Genomic DNA, 20,191 nt, shown 5'->3' on the forward strand with positions numbered 1-20,191 from the left:
TGACGGCGGGAGATCCGAGCACGGACCCGCATGCCGCGGCCAGTCGCCGACAGTATCACGAGCAGGTCCGGAGAGCCCTTTGAACAAGCACGACCGCATCTACATCGCGGGGCATCGCGGGCTCGCCGGTTCGGCCATCTGGCGGCGGCTCGAGGCCGAGGGCTACGACCAGCTGATCGGCGCCACCTCGTCCGAGCTCGACCTGCGCGACCGGGACGCCGTGTTCGCGTTCGTGCGCGACCAGAAGCCGGACGTGATCGTCGACGCCGCGGCCCGCGTCGGCGGCATCCAGGCGAACGACACCTACTCCGCGGAGTTCCTCAGCGACAACCTGCAGATCCAGGTGAACCTCATGGACGCGGCGAACGCCGCGGGGGTCGAGCGGCTGCTGTTCCTCGGATCGTCGTGCATCTACCCGAAGTACGCGGAGCAGCCCATCAAGGAGTCCTCGCTGCTGACGGGCGAGCTCGAGCCCACCAACGACGCCTACGCGATCGCCAAGATCGCCGGCATCATGCAGGTGCAGGCGTCGCGCAAGCAGTACGGACGCCGCTGGATCTCGGCGATGCCCACGAACCTGTACGGGCCGGGCGACAACTTCCACCCCGAGCACTCGCACGTGCTGCCGGCGCTCATGCGCCGCATCCACGAGGCGAAGGTCGCGGGCGAGCCGGAGGTCGTGATCTGGGGGTCGGGAACCCCGCTGCGGGAGTTCCTGCACGTCGACGACCTGGCCGACGCGAGCGTGTTCCTGCTGGAGAACTACGACTCCCCCGAGACCATCAACGTGGGCGTCGGCGAGGATCTGTCGATCCGCGACCTCGCGGAGCTCATCGCCGAGGTCGTGGGCTACGAGGGGCGCCTCGTGCAGGACGCGACGAAGCCCGACGGCACGCCCCGCAAGCTGCTCGACGTGTCGCGCCTCAACGACCTCGGCTGGCACGCCCGGATCGCGCTGCGCGACGGGATCGCCGAGACCTACGCCTGGTACCTGGAGCACCTCGACCAGCTGCGCACCCGCTGACCTCCGAGCCGATTGGTACTATCGCACCGTGTCGAGCGCCATCGAGCGAACGCTTGTGGTCATGCCCGCGTTCAATGAATCCGAGTCGGTGCGCTCCGTGGTCTCCGAGGTGCTCGAGAAGCTCCCCGGTGTGACGGTGCTCGTGGTCGACGACGGCTCGAGCGACCGCACGGCGGAGGAGGCCCGGGCGGGGGGCGCGATCGTCGCCGTCCTGCCGTTCAACCTCGGTGTCGGCGGCGCGATGCGCACGGGCTTCCGCTACGCGGTCGAGCACGGCTACGAGAACGTCGTACAGGTCGACGCCGACGGTCAGCACGATCCGGCGGGGGTGCCGCTCCTGCTCGAGCGGCTGACCACGGCCGATGTGGTGCTCGGCGCCCGGTTCGCCGGCGAGGGCGAGTACCGGGTGCGCGGCCCGCGCCAGTGGGCGATGAAGGTGCTGTCGGTGGCGCTCACCCGGATGGCCCGCACCACGCTCACCGACACGACCTCCGGATTCCGGGCGAGCGGTCCCCGGGCGGTGACGCTGTTCGCGGCGAACTACCCGGCCGAGTACCTGGGCGACACGATCGAGTCGCTCGTGATCGCCATCCGCTCCGGCTGCGTCATCGAGCAGGTGCCGGTCGCCATGCGGCCGCGCGCGGGCGGGCGCCCCTCGCACAACCCGCTCAAGGCGGCCGCCTACCTCGGGCGCGCCTGCATGGCGCTCGTCTTCGCGCTCACCCGCCCGCGGGTGCCGCTCGAACCGCGCGAGGTGCTCGCATGAGCCTCACCGCCTACTTCTTCAGCGTCGCCGCGGCGCTCGTGACGCTCGTCGTCGTGGTCGACCTGCTGCGCCGCCGGCGCCTCCGCGAGCGGCACGCGATCTGGTGGCTCGTCGCGGGCATCATGGCCCTCGTCGTGAGCCTCGTCCCGACGGTGCTCACCTGGGCCGCCGTGCTCGTGGGCGTCGAGGTGCCCATCAACCTGGTCTTCTTCGTGAGCCTCGCCGTGCTGTTCCTGGTGTGCATCCAGCACAGCGTCGAGCTGACGGCACTCGAGTCGAAGACGCGGGCGCTCGCGGAGCGGGTGGCGCTGCTCGAGCTCGAGGTGCGCGACGACGCACCTCCCGCGGACGCCGCCGACTCCCCTCGGACGCCGGAATGAGTCGGGACGCCGGACTCGTCCGCGTTCTCGCCTTCGGCGCCGTCGTCCTCGCGCTGCTGGGCGCGTTCGTCACGTGGAGCGTGTCGTCCCCGGTCGCCTCGAGCGCCGACGAGGACTTCCACCTGGCGAGCATCTGGTGCGGCGACGGCCTGCGTGACGGCTACTGCGAAGAGGGGTCTTCGGACGTACACCGGACGGTGCCGCGGCAACTGCTGACCGCCAACCAGTGCTTCGACAACCAGCCCGAGCAGTCGGCCGCCTGCCCCGGCTACCCATCCTCGGTCATGATGGACACCGACCGGGGCAACTTCGCGGGCGTCTATCCCCAGGGGTTCTACGCCGTCATGGGTCTCCTCGTGAGCGCGGACATCTCGGCCTCGGTGATCGCGATGCGGGTTCTCAACTCACTGCTCTACGTGGTCATGATGTCGGCCCTGTTCCTCCTGATCCCGGCGAGACGTCGCGGCCTGCTGGTGTGGGGGTCGCTCGCGACGATGGCGCCTTTCGGAATGTTCCTCATCCCGAGCGTCAATCCGAGTAGCTGGGGTGTCATCTCGGCGTCGACGCTGTGGATCGCGCTTCTCGGGTACTACGAGGCTCGGACGACCACCCGCCGGATCGGGCTGGCGGTCCTCGCCTGCGCTGCGGTCCTCATGGCCGTCGGATCCCGCGCCGACGCGGCCGCGTATGCCGTCGTCGCGATCGGTCTCGTCAGCCTGTTGAAGGGGGATCTCTCCCGCCCGTTCCTGAGGATGGCCATGCTGCCGGCGGTGCTGGCGGTCGTCGCGGTCATCGGGTTCCTGAGCGCGGGGCAGGCCAACTCGATCAACCCGGGCTTCGAGATCACAGCCCCCACCGAAGACAACCAGACCTGGATCTCACTGCTGTGGGACAACCTCCTGCGGCTGCCCGAGCTGTGGGCGGGAGCCTTCGGCGCGCCCGTCGCGGGCCGTGCGTTGTGGCTGGGCACGGTCGCCCCCGGGATCGTCTGGGTTCCCGTCGTCCTCGTGGTCGGCGGCCTGGTGTTCTTCGGTCTGCGGCGACTGGACTGGCGCAAGTCGATCTCGCTCGCGGCGATCGCGCTGCTCCTCACCGCGCTGCCGATGATCTGGCTGATGCGCGACCAGATCCTCGTCGGCCAAGGAGTGCAAGCGAGGTACCTCTACCCCCTGATCATCGTCTTCGTCACGATGAGCCTCGTGGGCTATGACGGAGTGCGCGCCGGGCTCACGCGTCTGCAGATGACGCTGATCGCCATCGTCGCGCTCGCCGCAGATGCCGCCATCCAGTGGGTCACCCTGCGCCGGTTCGTGACCGGGCTCGACGCGCACGGCATCAATCTGAACGCCGGTGCGGAGTGGTGGTGGGATGTGCCGATCGGGCCGATGCACGTCTGGTTGATCGGCGCGTTCTGTTTCGCGGGCTTCTGCGTCGGCTGCGTCTTGTACGGCGTCCTGAGCCGGTCCCAGGAGCCCGAGCCCGCCCGCCCCTAGTCGCGACTGGGTGTCAGCCCGAGCCCGACGTGCACGACGAGCCCGAGGATCGGGCCGACGATCGACGCCAGCGTCACCGCCTGGACGACCCCGTCGGCCACGACGATCGCCGCGATCGTGGCGACGGCCGCCGCCGCCCATCCCGCCGAGTAGGCCAGGTGCCGGGATGCCGCGAGCAGTTCCGCGCCCGTCACGGTGAGGGCGGCCACGAGGGCGGACGAGACCACCAGCACGGCGTAGAACCACGGCTCGACCATCGGCGTCGAACCGCTGATGAACGCGAGCACCGGGGTGCCGAGCAGCGCAGCCGGGATGGCCAGCACCCCGCCGACACCGAGGATCACGAGCGCGAGGAGCACCATCGAGCGCCGAGCGTGCGGGTCGGCGCGGAACCGCACGACGAGGTAGCTCTGCAGCGACATCACCCCGACGATGAGCGGCGCACGGACGAGGGTGGTCGCGAAGATCACCTCGCCGAGCAGCGCCGCGTGCGCCCCGTCGGACGCCGTCGAGATGAGCAGCGGGAATCCGCTCACCATGAGCGCCGTCGCGGTGGAGGCCACGAGCGTGCGCGCGATGTTGCCGGTGAGCGCCCTCATCCCGACGTCGAGCCGGGTGCGGTTCACGAGCCCCACCCGGAGGATCGGCCAGAGCACGACCACCACGAGCCCGAAGGGGATCGCGATGAGCCAGGCGAGCCCCTGCGCGTCGAGGCCCAGCATCCCGCCCACGACGACCGCCACGAGCCGCACGACCGCGTCGGCGATCATCATGAGGGCGAGGTGGTTCCAGTGGTGCACCCCGTAGAGCGACCCGGCGACGACGGCGACGACGGCGTAGGAGGCGGCGCCGAGCGCGAGCGGCAGCACGAACCCCCAGGTCGCCTCGGGGAACACCGCCGCCCCCCACAACGGGGCCGTTCCGAGGATCGCGAGCGCCACCACGACGGCGAGCGCCAGCCCGAAGGTGCGGGCGGTGCGCGGGCCGACGGCCTCGTCGCCCCGCACCGGATGCGTCGCCCGCGCGATCTCCTGCTGCACGCCCGCCAGGGCGCCGACCACCAGGTAGATCGACGCCCAGAACACCGCGAAGCCGGCGTACTCGGCGGGACCGGTCAGGCGGAACGCGAACCACGTCACGAGGTAGCCCGCGACGCCGGCGACGAGCGTCGCCACGAGGAGCGTCGTGGCACCCCTCGCGGACGGCCGCGCGGCGGTCTCGGTCACCCCGCGACCGCCTCAGCCGGGGCGACCACCCGGAACAGCTGCATGCGGGACGCGCCCTGCACGATGTCGTCGATCGGGTCGAGGCAGTCGCCTCCTGAGATCGTCTCCTCGGCGAGCACGTAGTCGACGTGCTGCTGGGCGAAGTCCGAGCAGGGGTCGAAGGTGCCGAGCACCACGTCCGGGTAGGGGTTCGAGAGCTGCGGCTCCCCCTCGCCCCACGTCCACCGCACGTGGGCGAGCCGGTTCCAGGCCTGCTCCTGGTCGCCGCCCGGATCGATGTCCTGCCACATCCGGGTGGGCGGATACGGCTGCACGCCCGCGTAGGCGCGCACGCCCGTCTCCATGAGCACCCCCATCACGACATCCGAGCCGATGCCCACCCAGGTGCCGGGTTCCTCGGCGTCGGTCGCCAGCACCGCCGACCCGACGTCGGTGCCGCCGAGGTCGAACGCGCCGAGGTAGAGCGGGTTGACCGCGGCACCCGTGACGGTGGCGGCCACCAGCAGGGCGGCGGCGGCCGCGGTGAGGGCGGTGCGGAAGAACACGAGACCGATCGCGACGAGCAACGCGACGAGCGCCACCGGCCAGAGCACCGCGACCGCCAGCACGCCGTCGTCGGCGGCGATGATGCCGAGCAGCAGCAGGACGTGGATCCCCGCCGTCATGAGGACGCTCCCGAGTGCGACCCAGCGGGTGGTGCGCGGTCCCCACGCGGGCTCCTCGGGGCGTTCCGCCTCGCGCGCGACGAGCGCGAACACCACGGGGATCAGCACCGCGAACGCCATGCGGAACCGGCTCGCGGTGACCCGGTCGAACATCAGCAGGCGGGCGAGCGGGTCCCAGCCGGGGACGAACAGGTACGCGAGCACGAGGAGCACCACCGCACCGACCATGAGCAGCACGAAGTCGACGCGCCCGCGCCGCGCGCTGCGGATCACGAACCACACGAGGCCCGGTAGCAGGAACACGCCGATGAGCAGAGCCGTCGCCGCCTCCGATGCGTTGGGGCCGAGCACGCTCGGACCATCGGTCGTCGCGAAGGTCTGGCCCCAGACGGCGCCCGCGAAGCCGATGGCATGCGGATCCTGCAGCAGCAGCGCGCCCGTGCTCTCCGACCGCTGCCCCGGATACACCGTCGACGTCATCGCGACCGCGGCGGCGCGGTTGTCGGCGATCCACGCGAGCACCAGCCCGAGCGCCCCCACCCCGGCGAGGAGGAGCGGCGACAGGCGGCGCACCAGCGAGATCACGGCCGCCTTCGTGCGCGCCCGCTCCTGCAGCACCGCTCCGACGAAGAAGAACAGGAAGACGACAGCCCCGGGCAGGATGAACGGCACGTAGAGCGTCGCGGCCAGGCAGGCGCCGAACCAGCCGGCGGCGACCGCCCACAGGATCCGCACCCAGAGCTGCGGGGCGCGCAGCATCCAGAGGGTCGCCGTGATCGCCAGGATCGGCCAGGCGCCCGCGAACATGCTGGTCGAGCCATACCACCACTGGAAGATCGGGGTGAAGAAGACGGCGCACGCGACGAACGCCGCCATCATCGGCCGACGCGGCAGCAGGGTGACGACGAGCGAGTACGTCGAGGCCACGAGCAGGAATGCGGGAGTCCACCACTCCCAGGCGATGCCGGCATCGGGACCGAACAGCAGGTAGCCCCACAGCTGCGGGCGCAGGATCATCGACCAGTCCCAGGCGGGCAGATCGAAGCCGAGCGTCGTGGCCATCCCGCCGGGGAACGTCTCGTTGACGACCGGGAAGCCCTGCCGCCACTGCGAGATCACCCACCCCTGGTGCACGATCCACTCGTCCGAGCGGATGATCCGCGGACCGCCGATCAGCAGGTCCGGATCCTCGCCCGTGCCGAACAGCGTCCAATAGGCGCCCGACGAGGTGCCCGACACCTGCAGCACGACCAGCACGAGGGCGCCCACCCCGACGAGCAGGGGGAACCACGCGAGCACCCGGATGTTGGGGAGCCCGTAGATCGTCGGCTCGATGAGCGACCGGTACCTCGCGGCGATCCTCGCCCCGCGGGTCAGGGGAGGCCGGTCACTCACCGATTGCTCTCGATCCAGTCCTGCAACGCCGCCACACCGCGCGCCAGATCCCACTCGGGCTGCCAGCCGAGCCCCTCGATCGTGCGTCCGATGAGGCAGGACGCGGCCCGCACATCGCCCTCGCGGAACGCTCCGGTGATGTGCGGCGCCGGCGCGTCGTGGTAGGCGGCGATCGTCTCGGCGAGCTGCAGGATCGTCGTGCCCACGCCGGATCCGACGTCGAAGCCGCGCACACCGGGCTGCGGGGCGCGGCTCGCGGCCTCGAAGGCGGATGCGACGTCGGCGATGTAGACGAAGTCGCGCACGATCGCGCCGTCCTCGTAGACCGGGATCGACTTGCCGTCGCGCGCGAGCTGCGAGAACAGCGACACGATGCCGGTGTACGGGTTGATGAGCGACTGGCCGTCGCCGTAGACGTTCTGCAGGCGCAGGATCGTCAGCGGCACCTCGAAGGCCCCCGTCCACGCCCGCAGCAGCAGCTCCTGGGTGAGCTTCGTCGCGCCGTAGACGCTCGTGGGGGCGGGCGGCGTGACGCCGTACTCGCTCGGCACCGGGGTCGCCCCCGGGAAGTCCCACTGCCCGGCGGCGAGCTGCTCGTGGACCCGCTGACCCGGGTCGACGAGCGACCCGTCGGCGGCGCGCCAGCGGCCCTCGCCGTACACGGCGCGGGAGCTCGACAGCACGATGTGCCCGGGCAGGATCTCGTGCCGGGTGAAGGCGTCGGTCATCGCCGTCGTGCCGACGACGTTCGCCGTCGCGTGACGGGTCGCCTCGCTGAGCGACTGCGCGGTGCCGGTCTCGGCGGCGAGGTGGATGACGAGGTCGGGGCGCACGTCCGCGAGCAGTCCGTCCCAGACCTCGGCGACCGCCACATCGCCGACCACGAGCTCCGCCGCAGCGGGGAGGTCGGCGGGGCGCTCGGCCCGCGCGTGCACCTGCGGGTGGAGCGAGTCGACCGCCACCCACCGCTCCGCCGCGTCGCCGAATCGCTGGGCGAGGGCGCATCCGATGAAACCGGCGCCCCCGGTCACGAGCACCGTTCCGAGTGCGGTCATGTCTCCTCCTGTCACGGTGACGTCGGACTCCACCGTAGTTGACTTGCCCGGGTGATCGATCCGGCTCTCATCGGCGCAGCAGATCGCGCACGGCGTCCCACGAGCCGCGGCTGGCGAGGGCCCGGTACTCGCCCGTGAGCAGCCACCCGACGACCCGCGGCGCACGGGCCCAGCGGTGTCGGGGCAACGCGGCCCGCGCCCGCTCGAACCGGGCCTTCCGCCAGGAGCGCTCGACGAGCGGCGCGGGGAGGCCGCGCGCCGCCAGGCGCTCGGCGAGCTCGTCGGCGCGCTGGGCGAGCAGCGCGTTACGCTCCGCGTCGGTGTCGACGACCCGGGAGATCTTGTGCCGCAGGGTCGGGGCCGCGGCACCCACCTGGTTGCCGCCGTGCACCCGGTAGTCGATCAGGGCGCGGTCGTCGATCCGCAGGCCGCCGCGGGCGGCGGCCAGGGTCGCGAGCCACTCGTCGTGCAGCCACCCCGCGGGGAACGGCAGGGCGTCGTCGAGCAGCGGCCGCCGGAACGACGAGGCCGCTCCGGTGGCGAGATTGCGGCGGAGGTAGACCGGGAACGCGTCCCCCCGGCGCACGGCGTCCGCTTCGTGCGACGAGACCTCGAGGCGCGCGAAGAGGGTCGTGCCGTCGGCGTCGCCGGCGCCGTCCACGACGACGGCGTCCCCGTGGAGGAACAGCAGCTCCGGATCGGCGCGGTACGCCTCGCGCGCGACGGCGATCCGCTCGGGGTGCCACACGTCGTCCTGATCGCACAGCACCACGATCCCGCCCGTGGTCGCCCGGATGGCGCGCTCGAAGTTCGCGGTGACCCCGAGCGGCGCGGGGTTGCGCTCGAGCACCACGCGGATCCCCCTGGCCCGTGCAGTTTCGGCGAACCGCTCGAGGATGGCGACGGTGCCGTCGGTCGAGGTGTCGTCGATCACGACCACCTCGGCGGGGAGCTCGCTCCCCGCGAGGATCGAGTCGAGCTGCGCGGGCAGGTAGCGCTCGCCGTCGCGGGTGCAGATGGCCACCGACACCTCGTCGTCGCGGGATCCGCCGACCCGGGCGTCGCTCACCCGGATCTCCGGCGCAGCCGGTTGCGCACCTTCCAGAAGACGAGCGAGGGCCCGCCCGCCTTCAGGTAGTACCCGACGAGCGAGAGGTCGTGCCGCACGCCGGCGCGCTTGCGGCGGGTGGGCGCCGCGCGCCGGGTGACGCCCGCGACCCGGTCCCGCGCGGGGGCGGGGTCGGCCACGAAACGCAGCAGGGGCTGCAGCACCCGCTCCCAGGTGGACTCCTCGCGGACGCGCGCGACCGCCTCGATCGCCGCCGTGCGACGCTCGTCGTCGAAGAGCATCCGCTCGAGGGCGTCGGCGAGCACCTCGACCTGCTCGGCGGGGACGGCGATCCCGAGCCCCCGCGCCTCGACGAGATCCGCGAAGTGGTCGCCCTCGGTGACGACCATGGGCAGCCCCGCCCAGAGGTAGTCGAGGATGCGGGTACGGAACGAGAACTCGGTCTCGATGTGGTCGAAGTGCGTGCTCACCCCGAGATCGGCCTCGAGGAGGTAGTTCTGCCGGTCGGCGTAGTCGACCCAGGAGTCGTTGAGGAAGACGTGACGGTCGAGCACGCCCAGCTCGCGGGCGAGCTCGCGCGTCCGGGCGACGATCTCCATCTCGGGCACCGCGGGGTTCGGATGGCGGGTGCCCTGGAAGAACAGGCGCACCCGCGGCCGGCGCTCGGCGAGCAGGGCTACCGCGCGCACGAGGGTCTCCGGATCGAACCAGTTGTAGAGCCCCCCGCCCCAGAGGATCAGCTGGTCGTCGGGCCCGATGCCCGGCACGACACCCTTGACGACGGCGCGCTCGTGGCGCGGCAGGGTCGAGGGGAGCCCGAACGGCACCACGTCGAGGAGGCCGCGCAACCCCGGGTCGCCCTCGTACAGCGCCGGGGTGAGCCTGCCGAGCCCGGCGAGCTGGCCGAGGTAGAGGTGGCGCTGGCGCTCGGACGCCGCCAGCATGAAGTCGGCTCGCTGCAGCTGCTCGTCGAGGATGTCGGTGGCGTCGGCGACCGCCTTGGTCCAGCTCGCCCAGCCGGACGGACGCGCCTGCTCGAGCGCCTCGAGGTGCATCGGGTCGTACACGTCGGCGACGATGATCTTCTGCGAATCCTTGAGCGACTGGAAGACCGACAGCGCGGTCCCCTGGAACACGACGACCTCGCACCACTGCTCCCAGCGGCCCATCGAGCGGTCGTCCCCCGCGGGAACGTGCACGACCCGGAAGGGCGCATCCACCTCGGAGACGCCCGCGAGCGAGACGAGCACCACCTCGTGTTCGCGCGAGAGGGCGGCGGCCATGTTCCACGCGCGGATCGCGGGACCGGCGAGCTTGGCGCCGATCGGATCGCCGGTGATCACGAGCACCTTGCGCGCCCGCGGCCCGTCGGCGACGTCGAACGCCTCGACCAGGTTCTCGTAGCCCTCCACGAACTCCGGGGCGTCGAGGACCGGCGCGTCGGTGCGCCCGACGAGCAGGGAGATCGCGGAGTCCGGGACGACGCGCGACGCCTGGACGGCCTCGCGGTCGGCGCGCAGGCCCGGCAGCTCGTCGACGAACGAGTCGATCGCGTAGACGGGCGCGAGCGCGAGGCGCGGAACCTCCTGCGCGGGCCCGTCGTCTCCCCCGCGGCGCAGCTCGAATTCGCGCGCGTCCAGCCCGCCGAGGGCCACGCCCCGACGCACGGCGAGCGCCATCGCCGCGGGCAGGGCGTCCTCGAGGGTGCGGTCGGAGACGTTCTTGTAGAGCGTGAAGAGGGCGTTGCGCTCGAGGAGGTAGCGCTCCTTGTGCTCCCCGAAGCCCGTCATCGAGGCGTGGTGGCGGTGGTACGCGAGCGAGCCCGGCACGTACCGCACCCGTCGCCCCCGCAGGTTCAGGCGCCACCCGAGGTCGACATCCTCGAAGAACATGAAGTAGCGCTCGTCGAACCCGCCGATCGCCAGGAAGTCGTCGCGCCGCACGAACATCGCCGAACCGGTCGCGAACAGCACGTCGTGGGGTTCGTCGGCGAGCGGCGGGATCGGCTCGCCCGTGAACGGCTTGTAGCCCTGCCCGAACCAGGTCATGGCCGCGCCGATGAAGTCGACCCGCTCGCCCTCCCAGTCGAGCACCCGGCTCGCGACGGCGCCGACGCCCGGGTCGTCGAAGGCGGCGACGGCGGCGCGGATCCACTGCGGATCGGGGCGGGCGTCGTTGTTGAGGAACGCCACGAACTCCCCGCTGCCGCTCGCCACGCCGAGGTTGCAGCCCCCCGCGAACCCCGTGTTGTCGGGCGACTCGATCAGCAGCACCTCGGGATGGGCCTCCCGGATGCGTGCGGCGTCGTCGCCGCCCGAGGCGTTGTCGACCACCACGATCTCGAGCGCGTCGGCGGGCCAGTCGACCTCGCGCAGATGCGCGATCGCCGTGATGGTGTCGTCGGCACCGCGGAAGTTGACGAGAACGACGGTGACGACGCCCGAGCGCGCGTTGACCACTGCAGCCCCTCCGTCGTCTACCGAGCCGCGGCGAGTCTACCAAGGTCGCTCCGGGAGGACGCCGTTCAGCAATCCCCGGGGGCTGCTCACCTAGAATTCGATGGCCCGTCCGCCTCCGGACCGGGAATCCCACGAAATCCTCTGCAGAGAATGACCGAACAGCTGACGAACTCCACGATGCGGCGCGCCGTCCTCTACCTCTTCTACGACGAGCGCGGGACGGTCGACGACTACATCCCCTACAAGCTGCGCGCCCTCCGCCCGTTCGCGGAGCGCATCTCGGTCGTCGTCAACGGGCTGCTCGACGACGCGGGCCGCTCGGCGCTGGAGGAGGTCGCGGACGACATCTGGGTGCGTCCCAACGAGGGCTTCGACGTGGGCGGTTTCCAGGAGGGTCTCCGTCGACTCGGCGACGAGGTGGAGGCCTACGACGAGCTCATCCTCATGAACTACACGTGGTTCGGTCCGGTGCGCCCGTTCGCCCCCCTCTTCGAGCGGATGGACGCGGCGCAGCTCGACTTCTGGGGACTCACCGATCACGGGCCGGTCACCCCGCATCCCTATCTGGGGAAGGGGACGATGCCGGCGCACCTGCAGTCGCACTGGCTCGCCGTGCGCCGCCCCATGCTCGCCTCCGACGCGTGGCGACGGTACTGGGACGAGATGCCGCCGATCCGCTCCTACGCCGACTCGATCCACCACCACGAGTCCCGCTTCACCGAGTACTTCCATGAGGCGGGATTCAGCGGGATCGCCGCGTACCCTTACCAGGACTACGCGCCGCTCGAGCACCCCGCGTTCGAGGCGGCGTCCCAGCTGCTCGACGACGGCTGCCCCGCGCTCAAGCGCCGCCCGCTGTTCCACGACCCCCTCTACCTGGACCGCATGGGCCTCATCGGCCGCTGGCTGGTCGAGTCCGCGGCCTCCGAGGGCTACCCGATGCGGTTCATCTGGCAGAGCATGGCCCAGACCGCGGCGCCTCGCACGCTCTACACGAACGCCGCGATGATGGAGATCCTCCCCGAGCAGATCTCCGACTGGGACCCGGCCTCGCCCCCGCGGATCGTCGCGATCCTGCACATCTTCTATCCGGACATGACCGACGGGCTGCTCGACCGGCTCGCCCTGGTCACCCCGGGCGTCGACCTCGTCGTGACCACCGCCGACGAGCAGAAGGCCGACGCGATCCGGGCGACCATCGCGCGCCGCGCCGATCCCGCCATCCGACGCTCCGAGGTGCGGGTCGTCGAGTCCAACCGGGGTCGCGATCAGAGCGCGTTCTACGTGACCTGCCGGGACGTGCTGCGCGGCGGCGACTACGATCTGGTCATCAAACTGCATTCGAAGCTCTCGCCGCAGGACGGCCCGAATCGCGGCGAGTTCTTCCGGCGCCAGCAGTGGGACAACCTGCTGCCCACCCGCGAGTACGCCGAGAACGTGATCGGGATGTTCCAGCGGGAGCCGGGACTCGGGGTCGTCTACCCGCCCATGATCCACATCGGATTCCCGACGATGGGCAACGCGTGGTTCACCAACCGCGACTCCGCCCGGCGCATCGCGGCCCGCCTCGGCATCCACACCCCCCTCGAGGAGGGCTCGCCCCTCGCGCCCTTCGGCGGGATGTTCATCGCACGGCCGGAGGCGCTCGCCCTGCTGGCCGGTGAGGAGTGGAGCTTCGACGAGTACCCGCAGGAGGGCGAGTACGGCGACGGCACGCTCTCGCACGTGCAGGAGCGGATCGTCTCCCACGCCGCGGCCGAGCTGGGGTACCACACGCGCACCATCGCCAACCGCGAGTACGCGGCGATCAGCCACACCATGCTCGAGTACAAGCTCGACGAGACCGTGCGCGGGGTCAGCGGCGACGCCTACGCCCAGGTGCACGCGCTGCGGCCGTTCACGAAGCTCGCCGGGGTGTCGCGACGCGCCATCGTCAGCTACTACCTGCACCTCTACCACCCGCGGCTCGTGGGCGCGGCCCGGCGCATCCTCCGACGCGGGACCGCGACGTGAGGACGCTGGCGACGGAGTTCGACCCCCGGGCCAACAGCATCGGCTTCGTCCGCTGGCTCATGGCCTTCGCCGTCATCTTCTCGCACGCGGGACCCATCGCCGGCTTCTACAGCGGCCACGACCTGGGGGTGCAGTGGAGCAACGAGCAGTCGCTCGGCGGGGTCGCCGTCGGCGGCTTCTTCTTCCTGTCCGGGTTCCTCATCACCAAGAGCCGGATGGGTCGCTCCACCACGGCGCGGTTCTTCTGGCGCCGCGCGCTGCGCATCTTCCCCGCGTTCTGGCTCGCGCTGCTGAGCACCGCGTTCGTGCTGGCGCCGATCGCGTGGATCCGCGTGCACGGATCGATCGACGGGTTCTTCCGTCACCCCGTCGAGTCGCCGCTCACCTACTTCTTCAACAACATGTCGCTCATCCTCAACCAGAGGAACATCGCGGAGCTCGGCGGCGGCCTCCCGTACTCCGAGAACTGGGGCGCCCGGGACTGGAACGGCTCCGCCTGGACGCTCGCCTACGAGTTCGGCGCCTACATCCTCGTCGGGATCCTCGGTCTCGTCGGGGCCCTCGCGCACCGCAAGGTCGGCGCGGTCGTGGCGCTCGGCATCATCGCCCTGTCGGCCGTGCAGTGGCTCGGGGCGGCCGACCTGGCGCGGCTGAACCCGGTGTTCGGCGACCACTTCATCCTGCTGCTGTGGCCGCCGTTCGCGTTCGGCATCCTGTTCGCGCTCTACGGCGACCGCATCCCGATCGACTGGCGGATCGCCGTCGCGGGGCTCGCGATCGCGCTCTACTGCTACGCGCGCGGTGGCTACCTCGTGATCGGGCAGTACGGCTTCTACTACTTCCTCATGTGGTTCGCGATCCGTGCGACGCTGCTGCGGAGGTGGGAGCGCTTCGGCGACTTCTCCTACGGCATCTACATCTTCGCCTGGCCGATCATGACCCTGGCGACGTACTTCGGGCTGGAGAACCGAGGATGGCTGGTCTACCACGTCGTCATCGTCGTGGCCTGCCACATCGCGGCGTTCCTCAGCTGGCACCTCATCGAGAAGCCCGCCATGAGCCTGAAGAACTGGACCCCGCGACCCGTCGCATGGGCGATCGAGCGGTGGCGCGCACTGCGCGGCTCCATCGCCGCGCGCCGCGTACCCGGTGAGGGGGCCGGCGCATGAGCCTGCGCGAGCTCCCTCCGGAGCAGGCGGTCCGCCGCGACCGGTGGCGGCACCTCCGGTACGTGCCGCTCATCGCCCTGATGGTCGCCGCGGTGCTCGCCGCGACCGGTGGCTTCTACGTGACGCTGCGCCAGCAGGCGGCGGCATCCGAGGTCGCGACGCCGTCGGCGACCGCGTCGTCCGGCCCGACGGCGCTCCCCGCGAGCTGCACCCCCGCGGTCGACCCGCCGGCCGGCGAGCCGTGGATGTCGAGCGATTCGACCCACTCCGAGACCACCTGGGCCGAGCACGCCGACGAGCTGAGCGAGCCCTACGTGATCGGCCGGGACGGCTTCGTGTTCTGGGGCGACATCCAGGCGGAGAACTTCTCGCAGGCCGTCGGGCGCCGTTACCTCAGCGCCGAGGAGCTGGCGACGTGGCGCACCTACCTGACGACCCTCCGCGACGGGCTCGCCGCGCAGGGCGTTCCGCTCTACGTCGTCGTCGCCCCCGCGAAGTGGGGCGCCTACCCCGACGAGCTCCCCGCCTGGACCGACGGACTCGTCGGTTCGAGCGCTCTCGACCAGCTGCTCGCCGCGAACCCCGACCTGCCCTTCGTCGACCTGCGCGCCCCGCTGCGGGATGCGGCGCGCACCACCCCCGTCTACAGCCGGGTCAACAGCCACTGGACCGACTACGGCGCGGCGGTGGCGTGGACGGCGATCTCCGGCTGCATCGCCGCGAGCGACCCCGACCTCGCCGCCATCCACCTGCCCGAGACGACAGGGGTGACGGTGAGCGACGGGGGGTCCGAGTTCGCCCAGTGGGGACTCACCTCCCCCGTGCCCGACTGGACGACGCCCGAGTTCGCGGAGCCGCTGCTGCCGGTGTCGCTCAGCATCGCGGGAGCCGCGCCGACGACCGTCGACGGCACCCGCCGGGTGGGGCTCGGCGAGCTGCCCGCGCGCACCTGGACCGACGGCGCGCAGGCCGACGCGACGGCCCTCGTCGTGCGGGACTCGTTCGGGGTGAGCCTCGCCCCCTACCTGCAGCAGTCGTTCGCGCGGACGGTGCAGGTGCGCCACATGTTCGACTACCCGCCCGACCAGCAGCCCGACATCCTGGCCCTGTCGGCCACCGAGAAGCCCGACGTCGTCATCCTCGAGATCGCGCAGCGCCACCTCGAGTTCCCGCCGCCGGTGCCGTGACCGGCGCTCAGTCGCGGGATCGGCGCCTGATGGGCTCCAGCGGCTTCATGATGACGTCGGCCGCGCGGTAGCGCCTCTGTCCGAGCACGGCCGTGAGGTGGTGCACCTCGCCGTCGAGGCGGGCGACGTCGCGGATCGCACCGAAGTACAGCTCGGCGTAGTCGTCGTGCGCGCGACGGTCACGACGCATCTGGTCGCGCAGGCGGGTCGTCCACACGAGCATCGGCGAGCGCTCCGTCGAGCCCGGCAGGGCCCGCAGGCCGGCGAGCGGCTCGAGCAGCGCATGTGCCCGCGCCGCCCAGGTGTGCAGCTCGAGCACCCGCTCGCGCAGGCGCGCGACCCGCTCGGCCGTCGCATCCGGGTCGCGCGAGAGCTCGAGGACGATCTCGAGGAGGCCCTGCGGATCGGAGTAGACCGGCACGTCGCCGAGGCCCAGCTCGTCGAGACCGCGTCCGGCGTTGGTGACGACCATCGCCCCGGAGGCCAGCGCGTCGAACAGCCGGCTGTTCTGGGTGCCGAACTGCGCGGCGGCCTCGATGAGGTCGTCGACCACCACCGTCCAGGACCCGTACACCCCGGGCAGCTCGAAGTAGTCGACGTGGTCGCGCTTGTCGATCGCCCCGGACAGCGTCAGGAAGTCCGAGTTGACGCCGTACCAGGCGACCGGCACCTCCTCGGAGACGTGCTCGAGCGCCGTCTGGATCTGGCGTTCGACCCCCCAGTAGTTGGCCGTCGTGACGACGCCGGCGGTGCGATCGGCCGAGGGGTCGTCGAAGAGCTCGGGATCGGTCGCGAGCGGCACGACCCGCACGGTTCCCTCGTACGCGTGCGACAGGCGCTCCGCCGCGTCGTTCGACGAGCACCAGATCTCGGCGAACTCGTCCAGGTAGGGCAGCGACGCCCACTCCGTCGTCCAGTTGCGCACCCAGGCGACCGCCTTGGTGGCCGGATGGATGAATCCCGGCACCCAGGACTCGAGCATCACCACGGCGACGTCGACGTCGTCGGGCGTCTGCTCCGCCATGTGGTCGACGTCCCAGAACGACACCCCCCATCCGGCGTCGCGGAGGGCGCGCGCGAGACCGAGCGCGACGTACAGGTCGCCCTTGCTCGCGGAGATGTCGGTGCTCGAGACGCAGAACAGCAGCGTTCCGAGGACGCCGGTGCGATGGCGCCCCTCGAGGAGGGAGAGGTAGTCCGTCCGCACGGCGCGAGCCGTGTCGACGGCGATCGCATCGTTGCGCACGGGCTTGTCCTGTCCTGGTTCGGGTTGGGCAGTCAGCCAATCATAGGGGATGATCCGAGCGAGCCGGGCCCGCCGTCGGGATCGCGCACGTCCCCTCAGAGGCACTGTTGGAACGACTCGATCGCCGGGGTGAGCGAGTTCGGGCCGCCCAGGAGCGTGACGCGTGCAGGGTCGAGGGCGTGCACCCGATCGATGAGTCCGCGCACCAGGCAGTCCCCCGAGCCGAGCAGCAGGGGGCCGCCGTCCTTCGCCGCGAGGATCGAACCCGTCAGTGCGTCGGGGTAGTTGAGGCCGCTCGCGATGTAGACGACGTCGGCCGAGGTGTAGGCGGCGCTCGCCGCGACCGAGACGGCGAACCGGTCGGGGCCGGTCAGGCGGGTGACCGTGTAGCCGGCGGTGGTGAGGGCGTCCTGGACCGACTGGGGCACGGAGTTCGGACCGCCGGCGATCGTGATGCGCTGCACGCCGTTGCTGCTGAGGAAGGCGAGCAGCGCGGAGCTCGGCGCGGCGTTCGCCCCGTTGATCAGCACGACCGGGCGGCCCTGGTAGGCGCCGACGCTGCCGGCGCTCAGGGCGTCGGGGAAGTTGAGACCGGTGGCGAGGTAGATGTCCGGCGTCGACCCGAAGGTGGCGGCGATGTTGAGCGACGCCTCGAAGCGGTCGGCACCCGAGACGCGCGTCGTGGGTGCGAACGCGGTCAGCTGCGTGCGCACCGCCTCGCTGACCGAGGCGGGGCCGCCGACGATGACGATCGCCGAGGGATGGAGTCGGGTGAGCTCCGCGCGCGTCTCGTCCGGGAGCGCGTTCGGGTCGGTGAGCAGCAGCGGGGCGCCGTCGCGCGCCGCGGCGGGCGCTGCCGAGAGCGCGTCGGCGAAGCCGAGGCCGTTGACGACGTAGACGGTGGCCGCGCCGCTCGGGTAGGCCCGCTTCGAGATGTCGGCGGACACCGTGTAGCGGTTGGCGCCGGTGATGCGGTCGACGGTGTCGGGGCAGCCGATCGAGCCGCCGCAGTGCGCGACCGTCGCGGTGACGCACGGGAAGACGGCGCTGGCCCCCGACGAACCCGCGACGTTGACACCCTGCACGCACACCCGGCGCACACCGGATGGGACGTTGCCCACGGTGATCTCGTAGGAGTGGCCCGCGCCGTACGCGGTGTACCAGGCCTCCATCTCGGGCGCGGTGACGTTGGCGACGCCCGAACCGTAGTAGCCGTCTCCGACGAAGACGTTGAGCGAGATCGACGAGGAGGCGCGGTCGCTGTCGACGCCCCACCCCCGGATGGTGATCGTGTTCGCCGCGGTCGAGGTGACGCTCATGATGCCGCCGAAGGTGGAGCCGTCGTCGACCGTGGGCGAACCGAACCAGTCGGTGTAGAGGCGCCAGAAGTTGCGGTTGCCGTACGAGGAGCACCCGTCGCCGTATCCGTAGAGGTTCTCCTGCAGCATCGCGGGCGGATTCGGCTGGTAGGGCGTGTAGTTGTAGAGGGCGAGCGTCGCGAAGTTGCGGACGTTGACCGCGGGTGCGCCGCAGGCGGCGTTCGTCGACGAGTACCGGATGTTGTAGACGCCGGGGCCCCTGAAGGCGAACGTCGAGTTCGGCATGGCGGCGCGGTAGACGCTCAGCTGCCGCGCACCCGACATGATCTGGATGCCGAGTCCGGCGAACGCGCTGTTGCATCCGCCGCTGTCGGGGCAGGCCTGCCCCATCGCGGCCCGGAGGGCGCCGTCGGTCGGCGCCTTGCTCGTCACGAGGCTCTGCTCCTTCTGGAGCGTCACCAGGATGACCTTCGCCGAGATGCCGCAGGCCACCTGCGTGCGGTAGATGAGCTCGGACACGGCGAGATTGCCCCCCGCGATCGCGGAGCAGGCGAGCTTGCCGGAGTCGCCGGAGTAGGACGCCGGGCGATCCGCGATCGGCAGGACGGCCACGTTCAGGCACTTGCCGTTCTGACAGGTGCCGATCATGCTGTCGAGGAACGACTGGATCTGGGCGGCGGACATGGCGCCGGCGTCATAGAAGTTGCGGTCGCTGATGATGTAGCCGGGGTCGAACTGGCTCGCCACCGCGGCGTCGGCGGCGGGCGCCTCCGCGGGAGCGAACGGGAGCAGGAGACCCGCGCCCAGTGCGAGCGCCGCCAGCAGGCCCAGGCGACGGCTCCGCACGGTCGTTGCGAGCATGACAGATTCCCCCGATCCGACACGGACCCCTCCAGGGTAACCCCCGAACCACCCGTGGCGGCCGACGACGCGCACGGCGACTATGCTGAATCACTGTCATGGCCGCGCTTTCAGATCCCGCGGAGGCCCGCGCCGCGCGCTTCGCCAAGCTCGAGCAGATGCCCCTGCTCGTGACGGGCTCCCGGGCGGGAGCCGTGCGGCACAGCGCCCGCCAGCTGCGCGACATCTTCCGGCGACGCGAGCTGCTGGGGCTGCTCGTCCGGCGCGACCTGAAAGCCCGCTACAAGGGCAGCGCCCTCGGCTTCCTCTGGTCGTTCATCAAGCCGCTCACCCAGCTGCTCATCTACTACGTGGTGATCGGCCAGTTCCTCAACGCCGCCCGCGGCATCCCGGACTTCGCCGTGTACGTGTTCTGCGGGCTCACCATCTTCGGCCTGTTCAGCGAGACGGTGTCGGGCGCCTCGACCTCGATCGTCGGCAACCAGGGCCTCATCAAGAAGATCGCCCTGCCGCGCGAGATCTTCCCCCTGGCGAGCATCGGCTCGGCGCTGTTCAACTTCTCGATGCAGCTGATCGTGCTCATCGTCGCCGCCATCCTCACCGGCAGCCTCGTCTTCGGTGCGCACCTGCTCTACGCGATCCCGGCGATCGTCGTCGTGCTCATCTACGCCGCGGGGCTCGGCCTCATCCTCTCCGCGGCGAACGTCTACCTGCGCGACATCCAGTACCTCGTCGAGATCGCCCTCATGCTGCTGCTGTGGGCCTCGCCGGTGGTCTACTCGTGGTCGATGGTCCGGGGTGTGCTCGGCGACGGGCTCGCCCTCGAGATCTACACCGACAACCCGATCACGCTGTCGGTGCTGG

The 20,191-nt window shown here is 71.2% G+C and carries 15 protein-coding genes (1 of these 15 cut by a window edge); 8 read left to right on the forward strand and 7 right to left on the reverse strand.

Annotated elements, in window-relative coordinates:
• Positions 1-79 precede the first annotated feature (79 nt).
• From NUH29_RS07870 to NUH29_RS07885, 4 genes are all read left to right on the forward strand, one after another.
• Positions 80-1,024, forward strand: a complete 945-nt coding sequence (locus NUH29_RS07870) for a GDP-L-fucose synthase family protein (protein WP_258798511.1) — start codon at positions 80-82, stop codon at positions 1,022-1,024.
• Between the two features lie 61 nt (positions 1,025-1,085).
• Positions 1,086-1,790: a glycosyltransferase family 2 protein gene (locus tag NUH29_RS07875; RefSeq protein ID WP_258798512.1), complete on the forward strand. Its 705-nt coding sequence runs from the start codon at positions 1,086-1,088 to the stop codon at positions 1,788-1,790.
• A complete protein-coding gene (locus NUH29_RS07880; protein ID WP_258798513.1) occupies positions 1,787-2,170 on the forward strand; it encodes a DUF2304 domain-containing protein in 384 nt (127 codons plus the stop codon). Before NUH29_RS07875 ends, NUH29_RS07880 begins: the two co-directional genes overlap by 4 nt.
• Positions 2,167-3,663, forward strand: a complete 1,497-nt coding sequence (locus NUH29_RS07885; protein ID WP_258798514.1) for a DUF2142 domain-containing protein — start codon at positions 2,167-2,169, stop codon at positions 3,661-3,663. The genes NUH29_RS07880 and NUH29_RS07885 overlap by 4 nt, the downstream gene beginning before the upstream one ends.
• On the opposite strand, the gene NUH29_RS07890 is transcribed toward NUH29_RS07885, so the two are convergent.
• The 5 genes from NUH29_RS07890 to NUH29_RS07910 all read right to left on the reverse strand — a co-directional run bounded on the left by NUH29_RS07890 (position 3,660) and on the right by NUH29_RS07910 (position 11,532).
• Entirely contained in the window at positions 3,660-4,889 is a 1,230-nt protein-coding gene (locus NUH29_RS07890) for a hypothetical protein (protein ID WP_258798515.1), read from the reverse strand. The two genes, NUH29_RS07885 and NUH29_RS07890, sit on opposite strands and share 4 nt — an antisense overlap.
• A complete protein-coding gene (locus NUH29_RS07895; protein ID WP_258798516.1) occupies positions 4,886-6,949 on the reverse strand; it encodes a DUF7657 domain-containing protein in 2,064 nt (687 codons plus the stop codon). Before NUH29_RS07895 ends, NUH29_RS07890 begins: the two co-directional genes overlap by 4 nt.
• Positions 6,946-8,004, reverse strand: a complete 1,059-nt coding sequence (locus tag NUH29_RS07900; protein WP_258798517.1) for an NAD-dependent epimerase/dehydratase family protein — start codon at positions 8,002-8,004, stop codon at positions 6,946-6,948. Before NUH29_RS07900 ends, NUH29_RS07895 begins: the two co-directional genes overlap by 4 nt.
• A gap of 67 nt (positions 8,005-8,071) precedes the next feature.
• Positions 8,072-9,073, reverse strand: coding sequence for a glycosyltransferase family 2 protein (locus NUH29_RS07905; protein WP_258798518.1), 1,002 nt, complete (start codon positions 9,071-9,073; stop codon positions 8,072-8,074).
• Positions 9,070-11,532 (reverse strand): glycosyltransferase, encoded by a 2,463-nt coding sequence (locus NUH29_RS07910; RefSeq protein ID WP_258798519.1) that lies wholly within the window; start codon positions 11,530-11,532, stop codon positions 9,070-9,072. Before NUH29_RS07910 ends, NUH29_RS07905 begins: the two co-directional genes overlap by 4 nt.
• A gap of 150 nt (positions 11,533-11,682) precedes the next feature.
• On the opposite strand from NUH29_RS07910, the gene NUH29_RS07915 reads away from it, so the two are divergent.
• Genes NUH29_RS07915 through NUH29_RS07925 form a run of 3 tightly spaced genes read left to right on the forward strand, consistent with a single transcriptional unit; the run spans position 11,683 to position 15,901 of the window.
• Positions 11,683-13,545, forward strand: coding sequence for a rhamnan synthesis F family protein (locus NUH29_RS07915; RefSeq protein WP_258798520.1), 1,863 nt, complete (start codon positions 11,683-11,685; stop codon positions 13,543-13,545).
• The gene (locus NUH29_RS07920) at positions 13,542-14,714 is read left to right on the forward strand and encodes an acyltransferase family protein (protein WP_258798521.1); all 1,173 of its coding nucleotides are present in this window, start codon (positions 13,542-13,544) and stop codon (positions 14,712-14,714) included. Before NUH29_RS07915 ends, NUH29_RS07920 begins: the two co-directional genes overlap by 4 nt.
• Positions 14,711-15,901, forward strand: a complete 1,191-nt coding sequence (locus tag NUH29_RS07925) for an alginate O-acetyltransferase AlgX-related protein (protein WP_258798522.1) — start codon at positions 14,711-14,713, stop codon at positions 15,899-15,901. Before NUH29_RS07920 ends, NUH29_RS07925 begins: the two co-directional genes overlap by 4 nt.
• A gap of 7 nt (positions 15,902-15,908) precedes the next feature.
• Here the strand turns inward: NUH29_RS07925 and NUH29_RS07930 are convergent, their stop codons facing one another.
• Both NUH29_RS07930 and NUH29_RS07935 read right to left on the reverse strand, forming a co-directional pair.
• The gene (locus NUH29_RS07930) at positions 15,909-17,147 is read right to left on the reverse strand and encodes a glycosyltransferase family protein (RefSeq protein WP_258798523.1); all 1,239 of its coding nucleotides are present in this window, start codon (positions 17,145-17,147) and stop codon (positions 15,909-15,911) included.
• Between the two features lie 95 nt (positions 17,148-17,242).
• Positions 17,243-19,327 (reverse strand): cell wall-binding repeat-containing protein, encoded by a 2,085-nt coding sequence (locus NUH29_RS07935; protein WP_258798524.1) that lies wholly within the window; start codon positions 19,325-19,327, stop codon positions 17,243-17,245.
• 158 nt (positions 19,328-19,485) lie between these two features.
• On the opposite strand from NUH29_RS07935, the gene NUH29_RS07940 reads away from it, so the two are divergent.
• Positions 19,486-20,191, forward strand: the 5' portion of a protein-coding gene (locus tag NUH29_RS07940; protein ID WP_444544370.1) for an ABC transporter permease. Its footprint extends 230 nt past the window's final position; the window shows 706 of its 936 coding nt (coding positions 1-706); it begins with the start codon at positions 19,486-19,488; its stop codon lies off the right edge, out of view.

Origin of the sequence: Protaetiibacter mangrovi, assembly GCF_024752305.1 — a bacterium.
In the GTDB taxonomy this organism is placed as follows: Bacteria; Actinomycetota; Actinomycetes; order Actinomycetales; family Microbacteriaceae; genus Homoserinibacter; species Homoserinibacter mangrovi.

Coding starts and splice junctions, on each gene's coding strand:
- NUH29_RS07875 (WP_258798512.1), top strand. CDS start 1,086: ATGCCCGCGTTCAATGAATCCGAGTCGGTGCGCTCCGTGGTCTCCGAG.
- NUH29_RS07885 (WP_258798514.1), top strand. CDS start 2,167: ATGAGTCGGGACGCCGGACTCGTCCGCGTTCTCGCCTTCGGCGCCGTC.
- NUH29_RS07880 (WP_258798513.1), top strand. CDS start 1,787: ATGAGCCTCACCGCCTACTTCTTCAGCGTCGCCGCGGCGCTCGTGACG.
- NUH29_RS07935 (WP_258798524.1), bottom strand. CDS start 19,327: ATGCTCGCAACGACCGTGCGGAGCCGTCGCCTGGGCCTGCTGGCGGCG.
- NUH29_RS07925 (WP_258798522.1), top strand. CDS start 14,711: ATGAGCCTGCGCGAGCTCCCTCCGGAGCAGGCGGTCCGCCGCGACCGG.
- NUH29_RS07915 (WP_258798520.1), top strand. CDS start 11,683: ATGACCGAACAGCTGACGAACTCCACGATGCGGCGCGCCGTCCTCTAC.
- NUH29_RS07900 (WP_258798517.1), bottom strand. CDS start 8,004: ATGACCGCACTCGGAACGGTGCTCGTGACCGGGGGCGCCGGTTTCATC.